At 70.5% G+C, this 24,527-nt stretch carries 26 protein-coding genes; 8 read left to right on the plus strand and 18 right to left on the minus strand.

What is annotated here, in order from left to right:
* A partial coding sequence (locus tag N790_RS10685) for a hypothetical protein (RefSeq protein ID WP_043804035.1) occupies positions 1 to 227 on the minus strand: 227 nt, incomplete at its 3' end.
* Positions 228 to 333: 106 nt separating this feature from the next.
* Here N790_RS10685 and N790_RS10690 point away from each other — a divergent pair.
* From N790_RS10690 to N790_RS10700, 4 genes are all read left to right on the plus strand, one after another.
* Positions 334 to 2,466, plus strand: coding sequence for a S46 family peptidase (locus tag N790_RS10690; RefSeq protein ID WP_043804036.1), 2,133 nt, complete (start codon positions 334 to 336; stop codon positions 2,464 to 2,466).
* A 91-nt stretch (positions 2,467 to 2,557) separates the two neighbouring features.
* Positions 2,558 to 3,943 carry an MBL fold metallo-hydrolase RNA specificity domain-containing protein gene (locus N790_RS10695; protein WP_043804037.1) on the plus strand — a complete coding sequence of 462 codons (1,386 nt, stop codon included), beginning with the start codon at positions 2,558 to 2,560 and terminating at the stop codon, positions 3,941 to 3,943.
* 7 nt (positions 3,944 to 3,950) lie between these two features.
* Positions 3,951 to 4,817, plus strand: coding sequence for a GIY-YIG nuclease family protein (locus N790_RS15690; RefSeq protein ID WP_084062853.1), 867 nt, complete (start codon positions 3,951 to 3,953; stop codon positions 4,815 to 4,817).
* A 4-nt stretch (positions 4,818 to 4,821) separates the two neighbouring features.
* The gene (locus N790_RS10700) at positions 4,822 to 5,598 is read left to right on the plus strand and encodes a DUF2189 domain-containing protein (RefSeq protein WP_043804038.1); all 777 of its coding nucleotides are present in this window, start codon (positions 4,822 to 4,824) and stop codon (positions 5,596 to 5,598) included.
* A gap of 6 nt (positions 5,599 to 5,604) precedes the next feature.
* Here N790_RS10700 and N790_RS10705 read toward each other — a convergent pair whose 3' ends face one another.
* The 17 genes from N790_RS10705 to N790_RS10785 all read right to left on the minus strand — a co-directional run bounded on the left by N790_RS10705 (position 5,605) and on the right by N790_RS10785 (position 20,170).
* Complete coding sequence (locus N790_RS10705) at positions 5,605 to 6,042, minus strand: DUF1801 domain-containing protein (protein WP_043804039.1); 438 nt, start codon at positions 6,040 to 6,042, stop codon at positions 5,605 to 5,607.
* Complete coding sequence (locus tag N790_RS10710; protein ID WP_052385877.1) at positions 6,039 to 6,488, minus strand: GNAT family N-acetyltransferase; 450 nt, start codon at positions 6,486 to 6,488, stop codon at positions 6,039 to 6,041. Before N790_RS10710 ends, N790_RS10705 begins: the two co-directional genes overlap by 4 nt.
* An 8-nt stretch (positions 6,489 to 6,496) precedes the next feature.
* Entirely contained in the window at positions 6,497 to 6,724 is a 228-nt protein-coding gene (locus N790_RS10715) for a hypothetical protein (protein WP_043804042.1), read from the minus strand.
* A 101-nt stretch (positions 6,725 to 6,825) separates the two neighbouring features.
* The gene (locus N790_RS10720; protein WP_043804044.1) at positions 6,826 to 7,245 is read right to left on the minus strand and encodes an LIC_13387 family protein; all 420 of its coding nucleotides are present in this window, start codon (positions 7,243 to 7,245) and stop codon (positions 6,826 to 6,828) included.
* A gap of 67 nt (positions 7,246 to 7,312) precedes the next feature.
* On the minus strand, positions 7,313 to 7,717 hold the full coding sequence (locus tag N790_RS10725) for a DUF3224 domain-containing protein (RefSeq protein WP_043804045.1): 405 nt from the start codon (positions 7,715 to 7,717) through the stop codon (positions 7,313 to 7,315).
* Positions 7,714 to 8,181, minus strand: a complete 468-nt coding sequence (locus N790_RS10730; protein WP_052385878.1) for a YybH family protein — start codon at positions 8,179 to 8,181, stop codon at positions 7,714 to 7,716. Before N790_RS10730 ends, N790_RS10725 begins: the two co-directional genes overlap by 4 nt.
* A 2-nt stretch (positions 8,182 to 8,183) precedes the next feature.
* A complete protein-coding gene (locus N790_RS10735; protein WP_043804046.1) occupies positions 8,184 to 8,834 on the minus strand; it encodes a hypothetical protein in 651 nt (216 codons plus the stop codon).
* A gap of 21 nt (positions 8,835 to 8,855) precedes the next feature.
* Positions 8,856 to 10,667, minus strand: a complete 1,812-nt coding sequence (locus tag N790_RS10740; RefSeq protein ID WP_043804047.1) for a DUF885 domain-containing protein — start codon at positions 10,665 to 10,667, stop codon at positions 8,856 to 8,858.
* 29 nt (positions 10,668 to 10,696) lie between these two features.
* Positions 10,697 to 11,752 (minus strand): DUF5694 domain-containing protein, encoded by a 1,056-nt coding sequence (locus N790_RS10745; RefSeq protein ID WP_043804048.1) that lies wholly within the window; start codon positions 11,750 to 11,752, stop codon positions 10,697 to 10,699.
* An 88-nt stretch (positions 11,753 to 11,840) separates the two neighbouring features.
* Positions 11,841 to 12,605, minus strand: a complete 765-nt coding sequence (locus N790_RS10750; RefSeq protein ID WP_043804049.1) for a queuosine precursor transporter — start codon at positions 12,603 to 12,605, stop codon at positions 11,841 to 11,843.
* Entirely contained in the window at positions 12,602 to 13,252 is a 651-nt protein-coding gene (locus tag N790_RS10755) for a DUF502 domain-containing protein (RefSeq protein WP_043804050.1), read from the minus strand. The genes N790_RS10750 and N790_RS10755 overlap by 4 nt, the downstream gene beginning before the upstream one ends.
* Positions 13,253 to 13,287: 35 nt before the next feature.
* Positions 13,288 to 15,600, minus strand: coding sequence for a bifunctional serine/threonine-protein kinase/formylglycine-generating enzyme family protein (locus N790_RS10760; RefSeq protein ID WP_169742176.1), 2,313 nt, complete (start codon positions 15,598 to 15,600; stop codon positions 13,288 to 13,290).
* Between the two features lie 113 nt (positions 15,601 to 15,713).
* Positions 15,714 to 16,172: a DUF4442 domain-containing protein gene (locus N790_RS10765; RefSeq protein ID WP_043804052.1), complete on the minus strand. Its 459-nt coding sequence runs from the start codon at positions 16,170 to 16,172 to the stop codon at positions 15,714 to 15,716.
* Between the two features lie 10 nt (positions 16,173 to 16,182).
* Positions 16,183 to 17,046: a thioredoxin gene (gene trxA, locus N790_RS10770; protein WP_043804053.1), complete on the minus strand. Its 864-nt coding sequence runs from the start codon at positions 17,044 to 17,046 to the stop codon at positions 16,183 to 16,185.
* A 67-nt stretch (positions 17,047 to 17,113) separates the two neighbouring features.
* Positions 17,114 to 17,872: an ABC transporter permease gene (locus N790_RS15310; RefSeq protein WP_052385879.1), complete on the minus strand. Its 759-nt coding sequence runs from the start codon at positions 17,870 to 17,872 to the stop codon at positions 17,114 to 17,116.
* Complete coding sequence (locus tag N790_RS10780) at positions 17,869 to 18,786, minus strand: ATP-binding cassette domain-containing protein (protein WP_043804054.1); 918 nt, start codon at positions 18,784 to 18,786, stop codon at positions 17,869 to 17,871. The genes N790_RS15310 and N790_RS10780 overlap by 4 nt, the downstream gene beginning before the upstream one ends.
* A 97-nt stretch (positions 18,787 to 18,883) precedes the next feature.
* A complete protein-coding gene (locus tag N790_RS10785) occupies positions 18,884 to 20,170 on the minus strand; it encodes a metal-dependent hydrolase family protein (protein ID WP_043804055.1) in 1,287 nt (428 codons plus the stop codon).
* Positions 20,171 to 20,277: 107 nt separating this feature from the next.
* On the opposite strand from N790_RS10785, the gene leuS reads away from it, so the two are divergent.
* The 4 genes from leuS to N790_RS16465 form a co-directional block, all read left to right on the plus strand.
* Positions 20,278 to 22,896 (plus strand): leucine--tRNA ligase, encoded by a 2,619-nt coding sequence (gene leuS / locus N790_RS10790; RefSeq protein WP_043804056.1) that lies wholly within the window; start codon positions 20,278 to 20,280, stop codon positions 22,894 to 22,896.
* Positions 22,897 to 22,900: 4 nt separating this feature from the next.
* Complete coding sequence (locus N790_RS10795; RefSeq protein WP_043804057.1) at positions 22,901 to 23,392, plus strand: LPS-assembly lipoprotein LptE; 492 nt, start codon at positions 22,901 to 22,903, stop codon at positions 23,390 to 23,392.
* The gene (gene holA / locus N790_RS10800; protein ID WP_043804058.1) at positions 23,392 to 24,423 is read left to right on the plus strand and encodes a DNA polymerase III subunit delta; all 1,032 of its coding nucleotides are present in this window, start codon (positions 23,392 to 23,394) and stop codon (positions 24,421 to 24,423) included. The genes N790_RS10795 and holA overlap by 1 nt, the downstream gene beginning before the upstream one ends.
* Positions 24,420 to 24,527, plus strand: a 108-nt coding sequence (locus N790_RS16465) for an adenylyltransferase/cytidyltransferase family protein (RefSeq protein ID WP_169742177.1), incomplete at its 3' end; no start/stop codon positions are given. The genes holA and N790_RS16465, both read left to right, overlap by 4 nt.

The following is a 24,527-nucleotide window of genomic DNA, read 5'->3' on the forward strand; positions in this document are numbered from 1 at the left end:
CGGCCCTGGCCCGGGATCTCGCCCAGGAAGTTGCCGCCGGCCGCGCGCTCGCGGCTGTTGGGGCCGCCGGCGAAGATTTCGGCACAGCGGCTGGCCAGCGGACTGCCGGGCGCGGCGCCGGCGCACAGGGTGTTCCAGAGCGCGGCCAGGGCTTCGTCGGGCGACTGCGCCCGCGCCGGGCCGGCCAACGCGGCCAGCAGGCCGCCCACGAGCAGCAGTGCACGCATAAGTCCCCCTCGTTTGTCCCCTGTCGAAAGTCTATACCCGCGTGCACGCCCCGCAAGCGCCGCCGCTGCTAGGCTTGGGAATTCGACAAAACACGAGGTCCCGCCGATGCGTCTTGCCGTCCTAGCCGTCGCCCTGTCCCTCTCTTTCGCCGCGCAGGCCAAGGAGGGCATGTGGGTTCCGCAGCAGTTGCCCGAGATCGCCGGCCCGCTCAAGCAGGCGGGCCTGGAGCTGCCGCCCGAGCAGCTCGCCAACCTCACCGGCGACCCGATGGGCGCCGTGGTGGCGCTGGGCGGCTGCACCGCTTCGTTCGTCTCGCCCGAGGGCCTGGTGGTCACCAACCACCACTGCGCCTACGGCGCCATCCAGCTCAATTCCACCGCCGAGCGCAACCTGATCAAGGACGGCTTCAACGCCGCCACCCTGGCCGATGAAGTCTCCGCCGGCCCGAACGCCCGCGTGTACGTGATGGACCGCATCACCGACGTCACCGACAAGATGCAGGCCGCCGCCGGCAGCACCGCCGGCCTGGCCCGCCAGCAGGCGCTGGAAGCCGCGCAGAAGGCGCTGATCGCCGAGTGCGAATCGGAAGCCGGCTACCGCTGCACCCTGTACAGCTTCTTCAGCGGCCAGACCTGGCGCCTGTTCCGCCAGATCGAAATCAAGGACGTGCGCCTGGTCTACGCGCCCCCGGGCAGCATCGGCAACTACGGCGGCGAGGTGGACAACTGGATGTGGCCGCGCCACACCGGCGACTTCTCCTTCTACCGCGCCTACGTGGGCAAGGACGGCAAGCCGGCGGCGTATTCGCAGGACAACGTGCCGTTCAAGCCCGCGCAGTACCTGCGCTTGGCCACCGACGCGCTGGAGGCCGGTGACTTCGTGATGGTGGCCGGCTACCCGGGCACCACCAACCGCTACGCGCTGTTCGACGAATTCCAGGCCGTGTCCACCTGGCAGTACCCGGTGGTGGGCCAGCACCTGAAGAACCTGGTGGCCCTGGTGGAAGCGGCCGGCAAGGACGACGCCGAGCTGGCGGTGAAGTACGCCGCCACCATCCGCGGCTGGCAGAACGCCATGAAGAACTGGGACGGCCAGCTTGAAGGCTTCGCCCGCATCGATGCCTCGGCCACCAAGCGCGCCGAGGAAGACGCGGTGCTGGCCTGGCTGCGTGCGCAGGGCAAGCAGGGCGAAGCCGGCCTGTCCGCGCACGCGCGCCTGGTGGAACTGGCCGCGGAAGCCCGCGCCACCCGCGAGCGCGACCTCGTGGTGGGCCAGATCGCCGGCACGGGCCTGCTGGGCAACCTGCGCATGCTGCACCGCCTGGCCATCGAATCGGCCAAGCCCGACGCCGAGCGCGCCCCGGGCTACCAGCAGCGCGACCTGCCGGGCATCCAGGGCGCCATCCAGCAGCTCGACCGCCGCTACGACCCGAAGATGGAAAAGCAGCTCCTGGCCTACTGGCTGCGCGAGTACCTGAAGCTGCCGGCCAACCAGCGCGTGGCCGCCATCGACGCCTGGCTGGGCGGCAACGACGAGGCCGCCATCACCCGCGCGCTGGACGCCACCTACGCCGGCACCACGCTGGCCGGCACCGACGCCCGCCTGGCCCTGATGACGGCCAGCCAGGCCGACGTCGAGGCCCACGCCGACCCGCTGCTGAAGCTGGCCGTGTCGCTGGCCCCGGTGCTCAAGGAGATCGAGGACGCGGGCAAGGCGCGCAGCGGCGACCAGAACCTGCACCGCCCGGTCTACCTGGCCGCCGTGCAGTCCTACAAGCGCAGCCAGGGCCAGGGCGTGTACCCGGACGCCAACCTCAGCCTGCGCATCACCTACGGCAACGTGATGGGTTATTCGCCGAAGGACGGCGTGGCCTACACCCCGTTCACCTCGCTCGACGGCCTGGCCGCCAAGGCCACCGGCGTGGAGCCGTTCGACGCCCCGAAGAACCAGCTCGACGCCATCGCCGCGATGTCGGCGCAGCAGAAGGCCGCCATCCCGGTGAACTTCCTGTCCGACCTCGACATCACCGGCGGCAACTCCGGTTCGCCGGTGCTCAACGGCAAGGGCGAACTGGTGGGCCTGGCCTTCGACGGCAACTGGGAATCGGTGAGCTCGAACTGGGTGTTCGACCCCGCCATGACCCGCATGATCTCGGTGGACCACCGCTACATGGTCTGGATCATGGACAAGGTGTTCCCGGCGCCGAACCTGCTCAAGGAAATGGGCGCCACCCGCTGACGGCGGGGCAGGGGTCCGACGCGACGGCCGGGACCTCCCGGCCGTCGTTGTTTCCGGGGTACATTGGTGGGAAATCCCGACGGGAGAGCCCATGAAAGTCCGATTCCACGGTGCCGCCGGCGAAGTCACCGGCTCCTGCCACGAGGTCGAGGCCGCCGGCCACCGGCTGCTGCTCGACTGCGGCATGATCCAGGGCAGCATCGAGGACGAGCACCGCAACTTCGAGCCCTTCCCCTTCGACATCGAAGGCCTGTCGGCGGTGGTGCTCAGCCACGCCCACATCGACCACTGCGGCCGCCTGCCGGTGCTGGTGGCGCGCGGCTACAAGGGCCCGATCTGGACCCACGTGGCCACCGCCGACCTGCTGCGCATCATGCTCGAGGACGCCGCCTCGCTGGCCGAGATGGACGCCGAGCGCGACAACAAATACCGCCGCGAAGGCCACGCCCACCACAAGCCGCTGTTCACCCGCGGCGACGTCGGCAAGGTGCTCAAGCTGGTGCGGCCCATCGGCTACGGCAAGCCCACGGAAATCCTGCCGGGCATCACCGTGACGCTTCGCGACGCCGGCCACATCCTGGGTTCGGCCAGCGTGGAGCTGCGCGCGAAGGAAGGCGAGCGCGAGCGCGTGCTGGTGTTCTCCGGCGACCTCGGCCCCAAGGGCACGCCCATCCTGCGCGATGCCCAGCCGGTGCCGCACGCCGATTTGCTGCTGCTCGAATCCACCTATGGCGGCCGCGCCCACCGCGACCGCGAGGCCACCCTGGTGGAAATCGCCGAAGTGCTCGACAGCGCCTGGGAAGCGGGCGGCAACGTGCTCATTCCCGCCTTCGCCGTCGGTCGAAGCCAGGAGCTGCTGTACTGGTTCGCGCGGCACTGGGACGACTGGCGGATGTCGCGCTGGAAGATCTTCCTCGACAGCCCCATGGCCACCAAGGTGGTGGAGGTCTACGACGGCCACGAATCGCTGTTCGACGAGGATGCGCAGGAAGTGTGGCGGGGCCGGCCGCATCCGTTCCGCCTGCCGAACCTGAACTTCACCGCCGAAACCGAAGAATCGATGGCGATCAACCGGCACAAGGGCGGCGCGATCATCATCGCCGGCTCCGGCATGTGCAACGGCGGCCGCATCCGCCACCACCTGCGCCAGAACCTGGGCCGCAAGGAGGCGCACGTGATGTTCGTGGGCTACCAGGCGCAGGGCACGCTGGGCCGCCGCCTGGTGGACGGCGCGCGCGAGGTGAAGATGTTCGGCGAGGTCATCCACGTCAATGCGCAGCTGCACACCGTGGGCGGCCTGTCGGCGCACGCCGACCAGCCCGGCCTGGTGGACTGGTACCGGCAGATCCCGAACCGCCCGCCGGTGGTGGTGGTGCACGGCGAGGACGACGCCCGCGAGGCGCTGGCCAAGGTGATGCGCGCGGACCTGCAGGCCGAGGTGATGCTGTCGCGGCCGGGCATGGAAGTCGAGGTCTGAGCGTTCGATGCTTGAGCTGAACGATCTTCTCACTAAGGCGGGGATTGATCCGGCTGAATGCATGGTCATGAGACACCGCCCGACCGAGCGCGCCTTGAGGCAAGCGCTGATGTGGCTCGCTGAGGATCAGCCTCAGATTTACAACGCTTATCAGTGCAGTCATGGGCCGGTTGTTGAAAAGTCACTTGCCAAGGCCAAGTGGCTTGTCTCATTCATCGGACACAAGGCTGGGCAGGCGATCTTCGTTGGGCTCTATTCCGTGGATGGATTTCGCGAAGTCACTGCGGATCAGTTCTGGAGGACCCGGGAGAACAAGCAACTAAAGGAGCTTGGAACGCGCGGCCCGGTTGAGAGGCAGACCACCAGGTGGTTCGATCTACGGCTGAGCTCCAGGATGTCCGAATGGAAAGGACGGCTCGTCGTAACGTGGCCGGGTATAGAGCGATCCTGGTGGCGTTGGTCGGATAGGAATTCCATTCCAGTGCTGGCGATTCAAGAAGACAGTGCCCTCGTGAAGGAAATGCCAGATTGGAGCGAAATGGTGCTCCAGTGGGCCGAGCTGGAATCATTGCCATCGCGCTGGCGTGGTGCCATGGCCCAGTGGCGCGGGGTTTACCTGATCATTGATGAAGCCTGCGGAAAGCAGTACGTCGGCAGCGCTTATGGCAAAGAGAACATCCTTGGGCGCTGGCTCTCGTATTCTCGGTCCGGGCATGGTGGCAATGTCGAATTGCGTGATCGGGATCCGAGGCGATTCCGATTCACCATTCTCCAGTTGGTTGCACAGGACATGCCTGCTGAGGAAGTCATCAAGATTGAAAGCCTCTGGAAGCGCAGGCTTGGTTCGATTGATTTCGGACTCAACAGGAACTAGTCCCATGAGCCAAAACGAACGCGACGAATCGACCATAGAACGCCCGTTCGCGGTGCCCTGCGCCACGCTCGACGCCGGCGCGCCGCTGCGCTGGCTGCGGGCGGGCTGGCGGGATTTCCGGCGGGCGCCGGGGCTGAGCCTGCTGTTCGGCGGCGTGGTGCTGCTGGTGAGCGTGGCGGTGTCGGCGCTGGCATGGTCGCTGGGGCGGTTCGCGCTGCTGGCGGCGCTGCTGTCGGGTTTCGTGTTCGTGGCGCCGCTGATCGCCGTGGGGCTTTATTGCGTGAGCCGTGAACTGGAGGCAGGGCGCCGGCCCGAGCTGCGCGATTCCTTCGTGCTGGCGCGGCGCGTGGCGGGGCAGGCCGGGGTGTTCGCGCTGGCGCAGCTGGTGGTGCTGATGCTGTGGTCGCGCGCCGGCATGATGGTGAACGCGCTGGTGCCGGTGGAGAACAACGACCTGGTGACCTGGGTCGAGTTCCTGCTGATCGGCTCGGCCGCGGGTTCGGTGTTCGCGGCCTTCACCTTCGCCACGGCGGCGTTTTCGCTGCCCATGATCGCCGACCGCGACGTGGACATGGTGACCGCCGGCGTTTCCAGCGTGAATGCCGTGCTGCGCAACAAGGGCGTGATGCTGCAGTGGGCGGCGCTGATCGCGCTGCTGACGGCGGTGGGTTTCCTCACCGCCTATCTCGGACTCGTGGTGGTGATGCCCTGGCTGGCGTATTCGGCCTGGCACGCCTACCGCGAAACGCTGGACGCCACGGCCTGGCCGCGGCTGGACTGAGCGGGGTCAGTTGCCCGCGTTGTCGATGCGCTGCGGGGCCATGGCGGCCACCGAGCGCGTGACCAGGTCTTCCAGCACCGCCATGTCCACGTCGGCCAGCCGCTTGAGGTAGAGGCAGCTCTTGCCGGTCTTGTGCTTGCCGAGTTTCGCCATCAGCGCCGCCTGCTGCTCGAAGCCCGGCATCAGGTACAGCGTGAGGTCGTTCTTGCGCGGCGAGAAGCCGGTGACCATCCACTCGCCCTCGCGTCCGCTGTCGTAGCGGTAGCGGTAGCGGCCGAAGCCGACGATGGACGGGCCCCACATCACCGCGGGCGCGCCGGTGGCGGCTTCCATCAGGGCGCGCACGCGGCGGCAGTCGTCGCGGCGCTGCGGGTCGGCGATGGCGTCCAGGAAAGCGTCCACGCTGGCCGCGGTGGCCTGGGTCTTGTTCTCGGATTTGCTCATGGCGGGCCTCCGGGGGGCAGCTTACACGCCATGTGCAGCACGCCGTCCAGCTCGGCCACGACGGCGAAGCCAAGGCGTTCGTAAAGCCGCCGCGCGGGGTTCTCGGGGAACACGCGCAGGCGCAGCTCGGGCTTGCCGAGTTCGGCGGCGCGCCGGAACGCCTGCCGCACGGCCCAGGCGCCCAGTCCCCGGCTCTGGTAGGCAGGCAGCAGCTGCAGGTCGCGGATCTCGAGGGCGTCGGGCAGCGCATGCAGGCGCAGCACGCCCACCGCAACGCCCTGGGATTCGATCACCCGGTTGTCGAAGCTCGCCCAGCTGGCCTCGAAGCGCGCCGGGTCCCAAACGATGCTCCGCGACGTGCGGTACGCCGCCATGTTGTCGTGGCTGAGCCGCTCGGCAAAGGCGCGGTCCGCCGGCGTGGCGGGGCGGAGGGTGGCCGGTTCCACGTCTACGCTCAGCGCAGGACTATCTTCGCCAGCAGGAGCAGCAACGCGAACAGGCTCATCAGGAACCCCGCGCGGTTGGCGGCGTACTCGGTTGGCGTGAACGACTCCTTTCGCGCCCAGAACCCGCCGCCATCCGAGACGCCGCGATGCGCCCGGGAAAACAGGCTGAAGGCCATCATCGCGAAGCCGACGGCCGCGCAGGACGCGGCGAAGTGCATCAAGAGCGAATAGGGCATGGCGGGGTTCCTTTGGTCACGGCCCAGCGCGCGGTGCGCCGGGCCTTGATGGCCGGCTCGATTTCTCCCGCGAGCCGTTGGCGGAATGTCTGGGTGAGGCCTCAGGCCGCGCTCGCCACCCACCCGCCCACGTAGGCGGCGATGGAGAGGCTGACGCCGCGGAACGGCACGCTGAACCAGTAGCGGCGCGCGAGCACGGCCATGGCCAGCAGGTAGGCCAGGCCCAGGCCGAGCAGGAAGCGCGAACCGAGCAGGAAGTGGCTCGGCTCGAACGCCAGGTAGAAGTATACGAAGCCGAACAGCATGGCGCCCAGGCTGTGGCTGGCGTGGAAACCTTGGCCGGCGCGCCACAGCGTGGTCTGGCGCGAGATGACCGGGGAGACTTCCTTCATGCGCGCGAGCAGGTCGGCGTCCCGGGGCTCGAAGCGGCGGCTGCGGAAAGTGAGCACCAGGTGCAGCGTGCCCAGCACCAGCACGATGGCCGCGCTGGCGGCGAAGAGGATCTGCGGGACGGTAGGCATGGCCCGAGTCTGGCGCCACGCCCCCGGTCCGATCAAGGCCGGGTTTGGCGCGCCCTGGCCCCGGTGTTCACTCGTCGCCCGGCAGCGTGTAGTCGAAGCGGTAGAAGTGCGCGCCGCCGGTGATTTCGATTTGCATGCTGCCGCGCAGGCCGGCCAGCTGGCCGCTGCCGGAATCGGGCACCACGTGCAGGTCCAGGTGCTTCGCGCCGCGGTCCAGGGTGCCCGAGTGCTGCAGCACGAAGCCGCCCACGCGACCGTCCAGGCTGCCTTCCACGCGCTCCATGGCCACGTAGCCGGCCGAGCCTTCCACGCCGCTGCGGAAGGCCAGCATCTGGCCTTCGCTGCGGGCGTCGAGCGCGCCGTGGAATCGTTTGTCGAGCGTCATCCGGCCGATGGCAGCCCCCAGCTCGCGTTCGTCGGCGGGCTGCGGACCCAGCACCACGTCGAACGCGCCGTCGACGTGCCTGCTCATTGCGCGCCCTGCGGTTTGCACAGGCAGGTGCCGTCGTCGAACACCACTTTCCAGCTTCCGTCCGCTTCGCGGCGCCAGGTGGAACGGAATTCGGCGATGGGCTTGCCGCTGGGGTCGAACACCGGGCCCTTGGTCGCCGCCAGCTGGCCGGCGGCGCTCACCACCACGGTTTCCGGGCGCCAGGAAAACGGCGCCTGTTCGCCTTCGAAATACTTGCTCCACGCCGCCAGCACCGCCGCCTTGCCGCGCAGCGTATTCGGGCCCGGCGAGAAGATGGCGTCGTCGGCGATGAAGCTTGCGAAGGCCTCCAGGTCACGGTCGGCCATGGACTGCGCGAACGCGGTTTCGGCCGCCGTGGCCTGGCGCACCAGTTCGGCGTTGTCGTTGGCGGGCATGCCCGGGTCCACGGTGGCGCAACCGGCGAAGGCGAGGGCAAGGGCGGGGAAGAGCAGGCGGGTCTTCATGCTCAGCCGCCGATGAACTTGAACAGCAGGCCGATGTTCTGGGCCCGCAGTTCGGCCAGGCGGGACTGCTTGGCGCGCAGGGCCTCGGCCAGGGCGGGATCCATGCCGTCGAAGGGATCGGGCACGCCGGCCATCATCTCGGCCATGTTCTTCTCGGCCTCGGCGCGGGTGGCTTCGTCCATGCCGGTGGTGTCGGAGTCGCTGACCTGCTTGGCCATCATTTCGCGCATCTCGATGGCGCCCAGCACTTCGAACAGCTGGTCCTTGAGCATCGAATACTCGTCGGCCGAGACGTCGGCGGCGTCGGCCGCCTCGGCGTCGATGGCTTCCATGTCGATCTCGCCCAGCGCCATCAGCTTGCCGGCGTCGGTATCGGCTTCGGCCAGCTTGTCGAGCGCGGCCTGAAGGCCTTCGTTTTCCTTCACGAGGCCAAGTTCGAGGTCGTCGAGGTTGTCGGCGGTGAGCAGCAGCGCCGGCGCCTCTTCGCCGTCCTCGTTCATGGTCTCGCCGTCGTCGGCGTAACCGTCGCCGGAATCTTCCAGCGCCACTTCCTCGGTGTCCTCGGAAACGTCGGCGTCGTCGCCGCCGGCGCAGCCACCCAGGGCAAGCAGCGCGGCCAGGGCCAGGGCGAGGGGGGTCTTGTTGAAGCTCATGCGTTCGGTCCTTTTGGGGGGTCAGTTCTTGCGGGAAGCGATCCAGCGGTCCACCTTCGCCTCGAGCACCGCCAGCGGCACCGAGCCGTCGCGCAGTACTTCGGCGTGGAAGCCGCGGATGTCGAAGCGGTCGCCCAGCTCGCGTTCGGCGCGGGCGCGCAGCTCCTTGATCTTGAGCTCGCCGATCTTGTAGGCCAGGGCCTGGCCGGCGATGGCGATGTAGCGCTCGGTTTCGGCCACGGCCTCGGTCTGGCTGGTGGCGGAATTGGCCAGCATGTACTCGATCACCTGCTCGCGGCTCCAGCCCTTGCTGTGCAGGCCGGTGTCCACCACCAGGCGGATCGCGCGCCAGAGCTCGGCCTGCAGGCGGCCGAAGTACTGGTAGGGGTCGGTGTAGACGCCCAGTTCCTTGCCCAGCGATTCGGCGTAAAGGCCCCAGCCCTCGGCGAAGGCGGTTTCACCGCCGAAGCGGCGGAACTTCGGCAGCTCGCCCAGCTCCTGCTGCAGCGCCAGCTGGAAGTGGTGGCCCGGGATGGCCTCGTGCAGGTACAGGCTTTCGCTGTCCCAGCGCTTGCGGGTGGGCAGGTCGTAGGTGTTGACGTAGAAGATGCCCGGGCGCGTGCCGTCCTCGCTGGGGCGCATGTAGCTGCCGCCGGCGGCCGACTGGGCGCGGAAGGCTTCCACCGGGCGGATCTCGAACGGCGCCTTGGGCGTGAGCGAGAACAGCTCGGGCACGCGCTCGTTGATCTTCGCTTCCAGCGCGCGGTAGGCCACCAGCAGCTCGTCCTCGCTGCCGAACTCGAACCGCTTGTCCTTGGTGACGAACTCGAAGAACTGCGCGCGGTTGCCGGTGAAACCCACCTGCTTCATCACCGCGTCCATCTCGCCGTGGATGCGCGCCACCTCGGCCAGGCCGATGTCGTGGATCTGCGCCGGGCTCATGTCGGTGGTGGTGGACTGGCGCACGCGGTAGGCGTACCAGGCCTCGCCGTCGGGCAGGGCCGACAGCGAAACGGTATCGCGCGCCGCCGGCAGGTATTCGTCGTTCACGAAGCGGCGCAGTTCGCGGTAGGCGGGCATCAGCTGCGTGGCGATCAGTTCGCGGTAGGCGGCGGTGAGGCGGGTCTTGTCGGCCTCGCTGAAGTCCGCCGGGAACTCGGCCACCGGGCGCCAGAACAGGGTGTCCTCGGGCTTGTCCTTGATGAGCGCGTCGATCTGCGGGACCACCTTGGCCATCAGCACCTTCGGCTGCACCACGCCGTTGGCCATGCCGGTGCGCATGTTGGCCTGCATGCTGCGCATCAGCGCCGGGAACTGGCCGGCGCGCCTGAGCCAGTTGTCGTAGTCCTGCACGGTCTTGAACGGCTGCGCGCTCGAACCCGAGCCCAGCTGCGCGAACAGGCCGGTGACGTTGTAGAACTGGTTCAGCGGCTGCTGCCAGTCGGGGAAACGTTCGCCTTCGATGCTGGCCTCGAGGTCGCGCACGAAGATCTGGTAGCTCAGCAGGTCCTGGCCCTGCAGGCCGTCGCTGCCGATGGCCTGGGCGCGGCCCAGCCACTCGCGGTTGAAGGCGGCTTCCTTCGCGCGGAATTCGGCGGCGAAGAAGTCCGGCATCTGGTCGTTGTAGCGCGGGTCGCCGACGAAGGTGGCGTTGAGCGGGTTCAGCGCCAGCGAGGCTTCCCAGTAATCGGCGTAGAGCTGCGAGAGCTGCGCGGCGCGTTCGCCGGGCTGCGGGGCGGCGGCCGGCGCGGCCGCAGTGGTGTCGGCGGCGGGCGTGGTGGCGCAGGCCGACAGGGCGAGGGCCAGGGCAAGGGCGAGCGGGCGCAGGGTCATGGAGTTTCCTTGGCGGGGAGAAGGGGCGGTCAGGGCGCGAGCAGCGCCTGGCCGTCGACGACGTCCACCCAGGGCAGGGCCCGGAGCGACGCCTGGAGGAAGGGGCGGTGGGCGGCGCCGATCAGCAGCAGGGTGCGGCCGCCGTCCTGGCGCGCCAGTTCGCGGGCCAGCCGCGCGGTGATCTCGGCGTTGCGCGCGTGCCACAGCATCAGGCGGCGCCGGCCGGCGTCATGCTCGCCGGCGGCGTTGTCGAACACCGCCCATTCGGCGGCCAGGTCGGCGCGCGCATAGTCGTCGGAGTTCATCCAGCGCAGCAGCCCCAGCAGCCCGTCGGGCTGGTCGGCGCGCCAGTGTTTCGCCTGTTCGGCGTTGAGCGCGTCCAGCCCCTGCTGCACGGCGGGCGTGGAGAGGCGCGGCAGCAGGTCCTCGGCCAGCGCGTTGACGCCGAGCTCGTCGGCGAACGGGTCCACCGCGCACAGTTCGCGCTGCCCGAGCCGGCGCGCCAGGCGCAGCGCGATGGAGGCGATCTCGTTGTCGCTGGCGGCCAGGGCCTCGAGCCGCGCCACCGCGGTCGCGCCCAGCAGGGCCGCGGCCGATTCGCGCGTCGCCGGCGAAAGCGCGCTCCAGTTCAGTGCGGCCGACCAGGGTTCGTAGGCGGCCAGCTGCAGCGAGACCAGGGTGAGCCGCTGTGTTTCGTCGAGCGAGGCCCGGGCCACGAGGCCGGCCGCTTCGATGCGGGCCTGCGCGGCCGCGCGCTGCCGCCGCACCTGCTGTTCGCCGGCCAGGCGAACGGCATCCATGGCGAAGGTGGAGAGCAGCTCGCCGTAGCGCGTCGGGTCGGCGGCGAAGGCTTCCACCGACTCGCCGGGCACGGCTTCGATGCAAACGCGGGTGGGCGCGAACCCGGCCAGACGCTCCACCACCACCGCCTGCTGCGCCGGCGTCGAGGCGGGCTCGAGCTGCGCCAGGTGGGCGCTGCCGAGCACCAGCACTTCGGCGCCCGCGGCCAGTGCAGGCGCCAGCGCGGCGACCAGCAGCAGGGCGAACCGGCGGGACAGCGGCAGGGAATGGCGGGGCGTGGCCATGGCAGGGCTCGGGTCGGGGTGCAGGGAACTCACCCCGCAGTCTGGCGCAGCCGGGGCCGCACTGGCCCGGGCTGGAAGTCACGCCGGCTCAGCCCCGGGCGGCGGCGGCGCGCAGCTGCGCGGCCTGGTCCCGGCCCAGCCAGGCGGTGATGCCGCGCCGCACCAGGTAGAGCAGGGGGATCAGGGCGATGGCGCAGGCCATCTTGTAGGCGTAGTTCATGGTGCCCACCGCCAGGAACAGCGAGGTGGGCCACTGCTGCGGCCCCAGCACGAAGGCGATGTAGAGCACGATGAAGCTGTCCACCAGCTGCGACACGGCGGTGGAACCGGTGGCGCGCAGCCACACCCAGCGTTCGCCGGTGGCGTGGCGGATGCGGTGGAACACGCTCACGTCTATCAGCTGGCCGATGAGGAAGGCCACCAGCGAACCGCCGATGGTCCACAGGCCCTGGCCGAACACGGCGCCGAACGCGGCCTGGTAGTCGGGCACGCCCTGTGCTTCGGCCACGCCCACCCACCACGAGGCCGGCGCCAGGCCGATGGCCACGTAGGCGAACACGAAGCCGTAGACGATCACCGCCACCGCCAGCCAGCTGATGAAGCGCACGCCGCGCTTGCCGAAGAATTCGTTGACGACGTCGGTCATCACGAACACGATCGGCCACAGCAGGGTGCCGGCGGTGAAGTTGAGCGAGCCGCTCTGGCCGAACAGGTTCCACTCGAAGGGCCGCAGGCCCAGCGTGTCCTCGAGCGCGAAGATCTTGACGCCGATGAGCTCGGCCAGCAGCGCGTTGCTGACGAAGAACACCGCCAGCACCAGGAACAGGCGGTTGGCGCGTTCGGCGCTGGTCACGCGGCCGGCCCGGGGCGCTCGAAGGGAATGGTGTCGGGGCTGACCGCGCCGCCGGAGATGATGAAGGCCATGGCCTCGTCCACGCTCCAGTCGGTGGGCGTCAGGCGATCCACCGGCACCACTTCCAGGTAACCCGAGGTGGGGTTGGGCGTGGTGGGCACGTACACCGCCGCCAGCTCGCGGCCGGTGCCTTCCTCGCGCATCACGCGGGTGACGAAGCCCACGCACTTCATCTCGCGGTGCGGGAAGTCGATCAGCACCACGCGCTGGGTGCCGTCGGGCTTGGTCTGCAGCAGGTCGAGCAGCTTGCGGGCGCTGCCGTACACCGTCTTCATCAGCGGGATGCGGGCAATGAGCGCCTCGAACCAGGCCAGCATGCGCTGGCCGATGACGCGCCGCGCCAGCGCGCCCACCGCCACGATCACGAACACCGTGGCCACCACGGCGAAGGTGGCCTGGGCCCAGGGGTCGTCCATCCAGCCCAGCCATTCCGGGTGGGCGGCGGCCAGCCGGCCAGACAGCGGCGCCACCAGCGGCTGGCTCATGTCGGACAGCAGCACCAGCACGAACTTGAACACGATCCAGACCAGCCAGATCGGCAGCAGGGTCAGCAGGCCGGTGAGGAAATAGGCACGAAGTCGTCGCATGCGGGCAGTGTAGGGCAGGCCGCGTCGCGGCGGGGTCAGCGCTTGCCCAGTTCCCCGGCCGGCACGCTGCGCACGAGGCGGAAGCCGATGTCGTCGAAGCCGGTGCCGGCGTCGAAGTCGTTGCTCTGCGTCGGGTTGGCGCGGCTGGGGCCGTCGCGCCAGCCCACGCCGGCGGCCAGGCGGCGCTGGCAGCCGCGGGTGCAGTCGCTCACCCATTCGCGGGCGTTGCCGCGGGTGCCGGCCAGGCCGATCGGGCTCAGCGGGCCCTGGGCGGCATTCACCGTGCCCTCGACGCCGGCGCAGCCGATGCGGCCGTCCTGGCAGGCGTTGCCGCTGCCGCGGTAGTCGGCCAGCGGGCGCCATTCGGCCAGGGTGGGCAGGCGGTAGTCCTTGCCGCTGCGGCGGCTCAGCCACTGCGCGTAGGCCTGGGCGTCGTCGTAGCTCACGCACAGCACCGGGTGGTTGCCGCTCTGGTTGAAGCCCGGGTCGTCCCAGGTGCGCTTCTTGAGGCTGATGGGCGCCAGGCGGTTGCGGCAGCGCGTGGCCGGGCGGCCGGTGGCGCTGGCGAAGGCGGCGTATTCGGCGCGGGTGACTTCGTTGCGCATGGCGGCCAGGCCGGCGCGGCTGCCGCGCGGCGTGCGCGCCAGCACCATGGCCACCGCGGTGTCGGCCAGCGGGTCGCCGGCCTTGGGCAGGGCGACGGCCTTCGACCAGGCCGGCTCCAGGCTGGCCGGCGGCACCGCCAGCGCGGTGGCCAGCGCCTTGGTGGCTTCCACGGCGTCGGCGTCGAGTTCGGCCAGGTTGGTTTCCAGCCGCGCCAGCAGCAGCGGAGGCAGCGCGGCGGTGAGCTCGCGCCAGGGCTTGCCTTCCAGGCGGTCCATCTCGGCGGCGAAGGGCGCGGCCTTTTCGTGGTTCAGGCGCGCCTCGTCGTCCTTGCCGGCGCGCACGGCTTCCAGCACGCGGGTGGTGTAGAAGCCGATCACTTCGTCGGACAGGCGGAACAGCGCCGGCTCGCGCGGCGCCAGCTGGCGGGCGCTGCGCAGCGAATCCATGGCGTTGTCGCCGGGCGGCAGGCTCAAACGCTGGCGATCGATCTGGCGGCGGGCGGCGGACAATTCGCGGGCGCCCGGGCGGGTGGGGTCATAGTCGAGCGTGAACACCGCGACTTCGGCCCTGGCCCCGGCGAACGGCGTGGGTCCGGCGGGCGCGGCCGGGGATTCCGGCGCGGCGCCGGGCGTGGCGGGCGCGGTACCCGGCGCGGTGGTTTCGGCGGCAAGCGCGGGCGCGGCTTCCGCCGGCGCCGGTTCGGTGGCCGGGGCGGCGTCCTCGACGGTGAAGAAATCACTTTCCGGGGCGGCGGCCGGCGCCGGGTCGCGCATCAGCCAGGCGATGGCGGCGGCGGCCAGCACGGCGCCGGACACGCTGGCCAGCGCCGGCTTCCACCAGCGTTCGGCGAAGGCCTTGAGCTTGCCCGGGTCCACCAGCGGCGGCGACGGCTTGCCTTCGGCGAGCTGGTTGAGCGCGCCCAGCATCTGCTGCGCGTTGCGGTAGCGGTTGTCCGGCGACTTGGCCATCGCCCGGTCGATGAAGGGCTGCCAGTGCTTCTTGTCGGCCGGCAGGCGTGGCACCGGGTCCTGCGCGTGCATCAGCGCCAGCGCCAGCGGGTCGGCGGCCTGGAAGGGCAGCTTGCCGGTGAGCAGTTCGAAGGCCAGCACGCCCACGCTGTAGAGGTCGGCGCGGCCGTCCACCACTTCGCCGCGGGCCTGTTCGGGCGCCATGTAGCCGCCGCTGCCGACGGCCAGGCCGGCGGTGGTGATGCGGGTGGCGTCGCGCTTGCTCAGCGCGATGCCGAAATCGGTGAGCAGCGGCCGGTCGGCGTTGTCGAACAGCACGTTTTCGGCCTTCACGTCGCGGTGCACGATGCCGCGGGCGTGGGCGTATTCGAGCGCCGAAAGCAGCGAGCGCAGCACTTCGATGGCGCGCGGCTCGTCGTGGGTGAAGTCGCGCTGGCCCAGGTGGCCCTTGGCCAGGTAGGGCAGCACGTAATACAGCAGGCCCTGGCGCGTGCGTCCGACCTCGTGGATGCCGACGATGCAGGGGTGCTCGAGCTTGGCGATGGTGCGCGCCTCGTGCTCGAAGCGCTGCTTGGAGATTTCGTCGGTCAGCGCGGTGGGCGACATGACCTTGATGGCCACCTGCCGGTCCAGCGATTCCTGCACGCCCAGGTAGACCTGGGACATGCCGCCCTTGCCGATGCGGCGCAGCACCCGGTAGCCCGGGATCTCCGGCATGTAGCTGGAGAGCAGCGCGGTCAGTTCGTCAGGGGAAAGTTCTTCTTCCTGCTGCATGGCGCGGGGCGGGGTCGGGCGGGGGGCGGGGCTGTCCAGCATACGGCAGCCGCCCGTTCAGGCAAGCCATTTGTGAAAGCGTGAGCCGCGTCACGGTTTTTGCCGGCCGGGGCTCAGGCGTCCGGTTTGGGGCGCTTGCGGCGCACGTAAACCTGCTTGCGCACCCGGGCCACCACGTGGCCCTCGCCGTCGCGCACCTCGGTGTCGAACCAGTGCAGCACCTTCGAACCGTCCTCGGCGGCGGCGCGCAGCTGCTCCACCACGGCTTCGGGCAGGTCGAACTCGGCCACCACGGTGCCGCGGCCGGGCTTCTCGAACTTCACCTCGCCGGCCTGGTCCCACACCAGGTAGCCGGGGCCGAGCCGGCGCATGACCAGGATCATCCAGAACGGATCGGTCATGGCGAACAGGCTGCCGCCGAAGTGCGTGCCCACGTAGTTGCGGTTGTACCAGCGCTGGCGCAGTTCCACCCGGGCGTGGCTGAAGTCGTCGGCCAGGCGGGTCACGCGGATGCCGGCGAACAGGAAGGGCGGCCAGACGTTGAACAGCAGCCGCAGTCGGGAGGCTTTCATGGGCGGCGGCTCAGAACAGCAGCGAGGCCATCTTGCGCCGGTAGGTTCCCACCAGGTCCTCGTCCTCGACCACCCGGAAGGCGTCGATCAGCGCCTTGCGCGGCAGGCCGTCGGCGTAGGTGCGGTCGCGGCGCAGCATCTCCAGGAACTGTTCCAGGCCGTCCTGCCAGCGGCCGGCGACGATGTCGGCGGCGCCCAGCAGGTGGCGGGCGCGCAGGTCGGCCGGGTCGGCGGCCAGGGCCTGGCGCAGCACCTCGGCCGGCGGCGCGTCCCTGAGCAGGGCCAGGAAGGCCAGGCGGGCGCGGCCGCGCAGGGCGCGGTCGTCCTGGGCCAGGTTGGCGGGCAGGGCGTCGAGCAGGCCCTCGGCCTCGGCCACGGCGCCGGTGCGCAGCAGGGCCAGCGACAGGTCGAGCTTGAGCTCGTCCTTGTCCGGCTCGGCCAGCACGGCGGCGCGCAGTCGCACCACTTCCTCGTGCGGGTCGGCGGGCGCGGCGGCCTCGGGTTCGGCCGGGGCCTCGGCTGGCTTCGCGGTGACGCCGTGGTGGGCCAGGAACTGGCGCAGCTGGCCCTCGGGCAGGGCGCCCGGGAAGCCGTCGACGATCTGGCCGTCCTTCACCAGCATCACCGTCGGCACCGACTTGATCTGGAAGTAGCCGGCGAGCTGCTGCTCCTTGTCCACGTCCACCTTGGCCAGCAGGAAACCGCCGTTGAATTCGGCGGCCAGCTTCTCCAGCACCGGCCCGAGGGTCTTGCAGGGGCCGCACCAGGTGGCCCAGAAGTCCACGAGCACCGGGACTTCCTTGGACTTGAGCAGCACGTCGACCTCGAACTTCTCGAGGCCGGCGTCGAAAACGTGGGGATTGGCGGGGGTCATGGCGGGTCCGTCCGGAAAGTCGTCACCCGCAGATGGTGCCAGCAGCGGCCGGACTCAAGCCAATGCTTCAGTCGGCCTCGCGCCGCTGGAAGGCCCACAGCCCGGCCAGGCCCGCCAGCAGCGCGCCGGCCAGGCTGAAGGCCACCACGGACGCCGGGTCCGCCTTCGCCACGGCCTGCACCGGCAGCGACCACGGGAACCAGGGGCCGAAGCGCGCCGACTGCCCGATGAGGAAGCCCATCACCGTGGCGCCCATGCCCACGCCGACCGCCACGGTGAAGCTGCGCCAGCGCACGGCGATGAAGGTGTGCAGCGCCACCAGCAGCAGGCTGGCGGCGGTGACCAGCGCCAGCTTTTCCAGCAGCAGGGACCAGGGCGCCGGCCCGGCGATGCCGAAGCCGGGCCTGAGCAGGGCCAGCAGCCAGCCACCGAGCGGCAGCAGCGCCAGCATGGCCAGTTGCGCCAGCACCAGCAGCCCGGCCAGGGCCAGCAGCTTGGCCAGGTAATGCACGGCGCGCGGCACCGGCAGCGCCAGCAGGTGTTTCCATTGCTGGTTGGCGTGCTCCTGGCCGGCCAGCAGCGCCGCCTGCAGGGTCACGAACAGCGGCACCATCAGGAAGGCCCACAGCGCCAGCGTGGACTGCGCGAACGCCAGCCAGGCCTCGGCGGGCGCCGGCGGCGGCCGGTCGGCCGGCAGGCGCACCACGGTCATCTGCAGCACGTACACGGCCACCACCACGGCTGGCGCCACCCCGCACAGCCACAGCGCCAGCGTGCCGCGAAGCTTCAGCCATTCGGCCGAGAGGGCGCGGGACAGCGCGCTCACGCCGCACGCTCCCCGGCCGGCGCGGCCGTGAGGTCGAAGAACAGGCTTTCGAGCGAGGCCTGTTCGAGCGCCAGGTGGTGGACGCCGATGCCGTGCGCCACCAGCCGCCGGTTGAGTTCGGCCACCGGCAGGCGCGGTGCGAGGCGCAGGCCCTGGCCTTCGGCGATGGCCGGGTCCTCGCCGGCCTCCACCAGCACGCGCATGGCGCGGGCCGGGGCGTCGCAATGCAGCAGCAGGCGCGGGCGCGCGCGCTGGCGCAGTTCCTGCAGCGGGCCCTGGAAGCGCAGGCGGCCGCCTTCGAGCACGCCGACGTGGCTCGCCAGCTGCTCCACTTCGGCCAGCTGGTGGCTGGACAGGAACAGGGTGATGCCGTCTTCCCGCGCGAGCTGGCGCAGGAAATGGCGCAGCTCCTGCAGGCCGGCCGGGTCGAGGCCGTTGCCGGGCTCGTCGAGCACCAGCAGTTCCGGACGGCCCAGCAGGGCCAGGGCGATGCCCAGGCGCTGCCGCATGCCCAGCGAATAGTCGCGGGCGCGGCGGTCGGCGGCGTCGGACAGTCCCACGCGCTGCAGCGCTTCGCCCACCCGCGCCGCGGGCAGGCCGAGCAGGCGCCGGGTGACTTCCAGGTTGGCGCGGCCGCTCAGGTGCGGATAGAGCGAGGGGTGTTCGACCAGCGCGCCCACGCGGGCCAGCGGCGCGCGGTGCCGGCGGTCGAGGCGTTCGCCGAACAGGCGGACGTCACCGTCGTCCGGGCGCAGCAGGTCGAGCAGCAGCCGGATGGTGGTGGTCTTGCCCGCGCCGTTGGGGCCGAGGAAGCCGTAGATGGCGCCGGCCGGCACGCGCAGGTCGAGCCCGCGAACGCCGTGGCCACCGGGAAAAGTGCGGGTCAGTCCCCGGGTTTCGATGGCATCGGGCATGGGGGGCGGCAGGGAAGGGCGATGGCCACAGCTTGCCGCCGCGGCCCCGCCCCGCCATGTGCCAAGGGTTGCCCAACCCCCGTCATGCGCCGGCGCTTTACTCCGGCTGGCGGACGATGCGGCCGTCCTTCATCACGAAGTCCACCTTCTTCGTGGCGCCGATGTCGGCCAGCGGGTCGCCCGGCATGGCCACGATGTCGGCCGGCAGGCCCGCGGCCACGCGGCCCAGCTCCGGGTGGCCCAGGATTTCGGCCGCGTTGGCGGTGGCGGCGCGCAGGGCCTCGGCCGGCGGCATGCCGGCTTCCACCATGAACACGAACTCGTCGGCGTTGTCGCCGTGCAGGCCCACGCCGGCGTCGGTGCCGAAGCCGATCTTCACCCCGGCCTTCCAGGCGCGGCCGAAGGTGTCCTGGATCTGGGCGCCGATGCGCGCGGCCTTGGGGCGCACCACGTCGGGGTAGTAGCCGTCGATCTTGGCCTTCTCGGCCACGAAGCGGCCGGCCGAGATGGTGGGTACGTACCAGGTGCCGCTCTTCTTCATGAGCGCGAAGATCTCGTCGTCCATGTAGGTGCCGTGCTCGATGGTGTCGACGCCGCCGACGATGGCGCGGCGCATGCCTTCCTTGCCGTGCGCGTGCGCGGCCACGGTGTAGCCGTAGTCGCGCGCGGCCTGCACCACGGCGGCCACCTCGTCCACGGTGAACTGCGGCGCGTCGCCGCTGCGGGCGTAGCTGAGCACGCCGCCGGTGGCGGTGATCTTGATCACGTCCGAGCCGTCCTTGTAGCGCTGGCGCACCGCCTGGCGGGCTTCGTCGGGGCTGTTGACCACGCCCTCGGCCGGGCCCGGGGTGCCCAGGGCGTCGGAGATCAGGTGGTTGAAGCCGTTGGTGGGGTCGGCATGGCCGCCGGTGGTGGCGATGGACTTGCCGGCGGCGAAGATGCGCGGGCCCTCCACCCAACCCTGGTTCACGGCGTCGCGCAGGGCCAGGGTGGTTTCGCCGCCCAGGTCGCGCACGCTGGTGAAGCCGGCGCGCAGGGTGCGGCTGGCGTAGGCGGTGGAGCGCAGCACGGTGAATTCGGGGTTGAGCCGGAAGCCCTCGGAGTAACTTTGCGGGCTCGATTCGCCGCTCAGGTGCACGTGCAGGTCGATCCAGCCCGGGCTGCAGGTGTGGCCCCGGAGGTCCACCGCGGTGGCGCCGGCCACGGCGCCGTGGCCCTCGCGGACCTCGCTGACCTTGCCGTCGGCCACCACCACCGTGCGTTCGGGCAGGTTGCGCCCGGTGGCGCTGTCGAACAGCCGGCCGCATTGCAGGGCCAGGGTTTCGGCCTGGGCGGCGGCGGGCAGGGCCAGGGTCAGGGCGAGCAGCAGCGGGGTGGGGCGCATGGACGGTCTCCGGACGGGTTGCCCCGATGGTAACCGCAAGCCGGGGCCGGGCCGGAAGGGCCGCGGATTTGTTACGCTGGACGCCTGTTTTTCCGCCTCCATCCCCCATGTCCGACACCATCGAACCCAGCGCCTACGACCCGAAGGCGGTGGAAACCGCCGCGCAGACCCACTGGCAGGCCACCGGCGCCTTCCGGGTGACCGAGGACGCCAGCCGTCCGAAGTACTACTGCCTGTCCATGCTGCCGTACCCCTCGGGCGCGCTGCACATGGGCCACGTGCGCAACTACACCATCGGCGACGTCATCAGCCGGCACCGGCGCATGAAGGGCTTCAACGTGCTGCAGCCGATGGGCTGGGACGCCTTCGGCCTGCCGGCCGAAAACGCCGCCATCAAGAACAACACCGCGCCGGCGAAGTGGACCTACAAGAACATCGAGCACATGCGCGGCCAGCTGCAGCGCCTGGGCTTCGCCTACGACTGGAGCCGCGAGTTCGCCACCTGCACCCCGGAGTACTACCGGTGGGAGCAGCTGATGTTCACGCGCCTGATGAAGAAGGGCCTGGTCTACCGCAGGAACTCGGTGGTGAACTGGGACCCGGTGGACCACACCGTGCTGGCCAACGAGCAGGTCATCGACGGCCGCGGCTGGCGTTCCGGCGCGCTGGTGGAAAAGCGCGAGATCCCGCAGTGGTTCCTCAAGATCACCGACTACGCCCAGCAGCTGCTCGACGGCCTGGACACGCTGCCGGGCTGGCCCGAGGCGGTCAAGACCATGCAGCGCAACTGGATCGGCCGCAGCGAAGGCCTGGAAATCCAGTTCGCGATGGAAGCGCTGGCCGAACCGCTCACCGTGTTCACCACGCGCCCCGACACGCTGATGGGCGTCACCTACCTCGCGGTCGCGGCCGAGCACCCGGTGGCCCTGTGGGCCGCGTCGGGCAATGAGCAGGTGCGCGCCTTCATCGAGGAATGCCGCAAGGGCGGCGTGTCCGAGGCCGAGCTCGAGACCCAGGAAAAGAAGGGCGTGTTCACCGGCCTGTACGCGGTGCACCCGATTTCCGGCGACAAGGTGCCGGTGTGGATCGCCAACTTCGTGCTGATGGGCTACGGCACCGGCGCGGTGATGGCGGTGCCCGGCCACGACGAGCGCGACTTCGAGTTCGCGCACAAGTACAAGCTGCCCGTGAAGCAGGTGATCGCCATGGTCGGCGAGTCCTACGACCCGGACGCCTGGCAGGCCTGGTACTCGGACAAGAACGACGACCGCCTGCGCGTCATCAACTCCGGCCCGCTCGACGGCATGGGCTACCAGGGCGCGTTCGACCTGCTGGCCGAACAGCTCGAGGCCCGCGGCCAGGGCCGCCGCCGCGTGAACTACCGCCTGCGCGACTGGGGCGTGAGCCGCCAGCGTTACTGGGGTTGCCCGATCCCGGTCATCCACTGCGGCAAGTGCGGCGCGCTGCCGGTGCCGGAAGACCAGCTGCCGGTGGTGCTGCCGGAAGACGTGGCCTTCACCGGCGTCGCCTCGCCGATCAAGGCCGACCCGGAATGGCGCAAGACCACCTGCCCGGGCTGCGGCGGCGCCGCCGAGCGCGAAACCGACACCTTCGACACCTTCATGGAGTCGAGCTGGTACTACGCGCGCTACACCTCGCCGGGCGCCACTGACCTGGTGGACGAGCGCGCGAACTACTGGCTTCCGGTCGACCAGTACATCGGCGGCATCGAGCACGCGATCATGCACCTGATGTATTTCCGCTTCTACCACAAGCTCATGCGCGACGCGGGCCTGGTGAAGTCGGACGAGCCGGCCACCAACCTGCTGTGCCAGGGCATGGTGATCGCCGACACCTTCTACCGCGAGAACGCCGACGGCTCCAAGGACTGGCACAACCCGGCCGACGTGGACGTGCAGCGCGACGCCAAGGGCCACGCCACCGGCGCCGTGCTGCGCGCCGACGGCCAGCCGGTGCGCATCGGCGGCACCGAGAAGATGTCCAAGTCCAAGAACAACGGCGTCGACCCGCAGGTGATGGTGGACAAGTACGGCGCCGACACCGTGCGCCTGTTCTCCATGTTCGCCGCGCCGCCCGAGCAGAGCCTGGAGTGGAACGAGGCGGGCGTGGAGGGCATGGCGCGCTTCCTGCGCCGCCTGTGGACGCAGGCGCACAAGCACGTGGCCGAGGGCCCGGCGCCGAAGCTTGATGCCAGCTCGCTCGACGGCGCCCAGCGCACCCTGCGCCGCCAGCTGCACGAGTGCATCCAGAAGGTGGGCGACGACTACGGCCGCCGCCACACCTTCAACACCGCCATCGCGGCGGTGATGGAACTGCTCAACGCCATCGCGAAATTCGACGACGCCAGCGCCCAGGGCCGCGCCCTGCGCCAGGAGTGCTTCGAGGCGGTGACGCTGCTGCTCAACCCGATCACGCCGCACACCTCGCATGCCCTGTGGCAGGCGCTGGGCCACCCGGAAACCACCCTCGAGGACCTGCCGTTCCCCGAGGCCGACCCGGCCGCGCTGGTGCGCGACGCGGTGACGCTGGCGGTGCAGGTGAACGGCAAGCTGCGCGGCACCATCGACGTGTCGGTGAACGCCAGCAAGGAAACCGTCGAGGCGCTGGCCCTGGCCGAGCCGAACGTGCAAAAGTTCATGGAAGGGATGTCCGTGCGCAAGGTGATCGTGGTGCCGGGCAAGATCGTCAACATCGTCGTGGGGTGACCTGATGCGTCGTCTGCTTGTTGTGCTGTGCGTCGCCGCGCTGTTCGCGGGCTGTGGCTTCAAGCCGCGCGCCCAGCTGGCGCTCGCCTCCGACCTGGGCCCGGTGGCGGTGAGTACCGCCGACCCCTACAGCCCGCTGGGCCAGGGCCTGGCCACCGCGCTGCGCCGCGCCGGCGTGGCCGAAGCCACCGCCGGCCAGCCTTCGGCCACGCTGCAGGTGGTTTCCGAAAGCATGCGCACCCGCCCGCTGGCCGTGGACGCCACCGCCCAGGTGCGCGAGTACGAAACCCTCTACACGGTCGAGTTCGAGCTGCGCGGCGCCGACGGCGCGGTGCGCGTGCGGCGCCAGGCCGTGGAACTGTCGCGCGAATACACCTACGACGCGCTGGCCTCCGCCGGCAGCCCGGCCGAGCAGCAGCTGCTGCAGGAGGAACTGCGCCGCGAGATGCAGGCCGCCATCCTGCGCCGCATCGACGCCGCGCTGCGCGCCGACTGATGGAGCTCAGGCCGGACCGCCTCGAGCGCCAGCTCGCCGGCGAGCCGCTGCGGCCGGTGTACCTGGTCGCCGGCGCCGAGCCGCTGATCGTGCTCGAGTGCGCCGACGCCATCCGTGCGAAAGCGCGCGAGGAAGGTTACGGCGAACGCGAGGTCTACGACGTCGAGGCCGGCTTCGACTGGAATTCGCTCAGCCGCGGCCTGGCCTCGATGAGCCTGTTCTCCAGCCGCCGCCTGTTCGACCTGCGACTGCCCACGGGCAAGCCCGGCAAGGAAGGCAGCGAGGCCCTGCGCGAGTACTGCGAGAACCCGCCGCCCGACACCGTATTGCTCATCACCGCCCAGGAGTGGAGCAAGCAGCACGCCGGCAAGTGGAGCGAGGCCATCACCCGGGTGGGCCACCTGGTGACGATGTATTCGCTCAAGCCGCACGAGCTGGGCGACTGGCTGCAGCGCCGCCTGCGCAGCCGCGGCCTGGTGGCCACGCCCGACGCGGTGCGGCGCCTGGCCGACCGGGTCGAGGGCAACCTGCTGGCCGCGGCCCAGGAAGTGGACAAGCTGGCCCTGCTGGTGGCCGACAAGCGCGAGGCCATCGACCTGGCGCAGATGGAGGCGCTGGTGGCCGACTCGTCGCGCTTCGACGTGTTCAAGCTGGTCGACGCCGCCCTGGCCGGCGAATCCGCGCGCGCCGTGCGCATGCTGGCCGCGCTGCGCGCCGAGGGCGAGCAGGTGGCCGGCCTGATGCCGATGGTGGCCAAGGAAGTGCTGGTGCTGTGCGCGCTGGCCCGCGCCGGCAGCGGCGGCAACCTGATGTCGGCCATGCGCGAGGCGCGGATCTGGGAAAGCAAGCAGGCGGTGTACCGCCGCGCGGTGGAACGGCACCCGCCCTCGCGCTGGGAGGCCTTCGCCGCCGAGTGCGGGCGCATCGACCGCAGCGCCAAGGGCCGCGGCGACGGCGATCCGTGGCTGATGCTCGAGCGCCTGCTGGTGTCCATCGCCGAGGCGCGGGCGCGCAACCTGCTGGCCTCGTGAGCCTCACGGTCCTCTACGGCGGCACCTTCGACCCGGTGCATGCCGGGCACCTGGCCGTGGCCCGCGCGGCCCGCGCGGCCCTGGGCGCCGAGGTCCGGCTGGTG

Source organism: Arenimonas malthae CC-JY-1 (genome assembly GCF_000747075.1).
Lineage (GTDB): Bacteria > Pseudomonadota > Gammaproteobacteria > Xanthomonadales > Xanthomonadaceae > Arenimonas > Arenimonas malthae.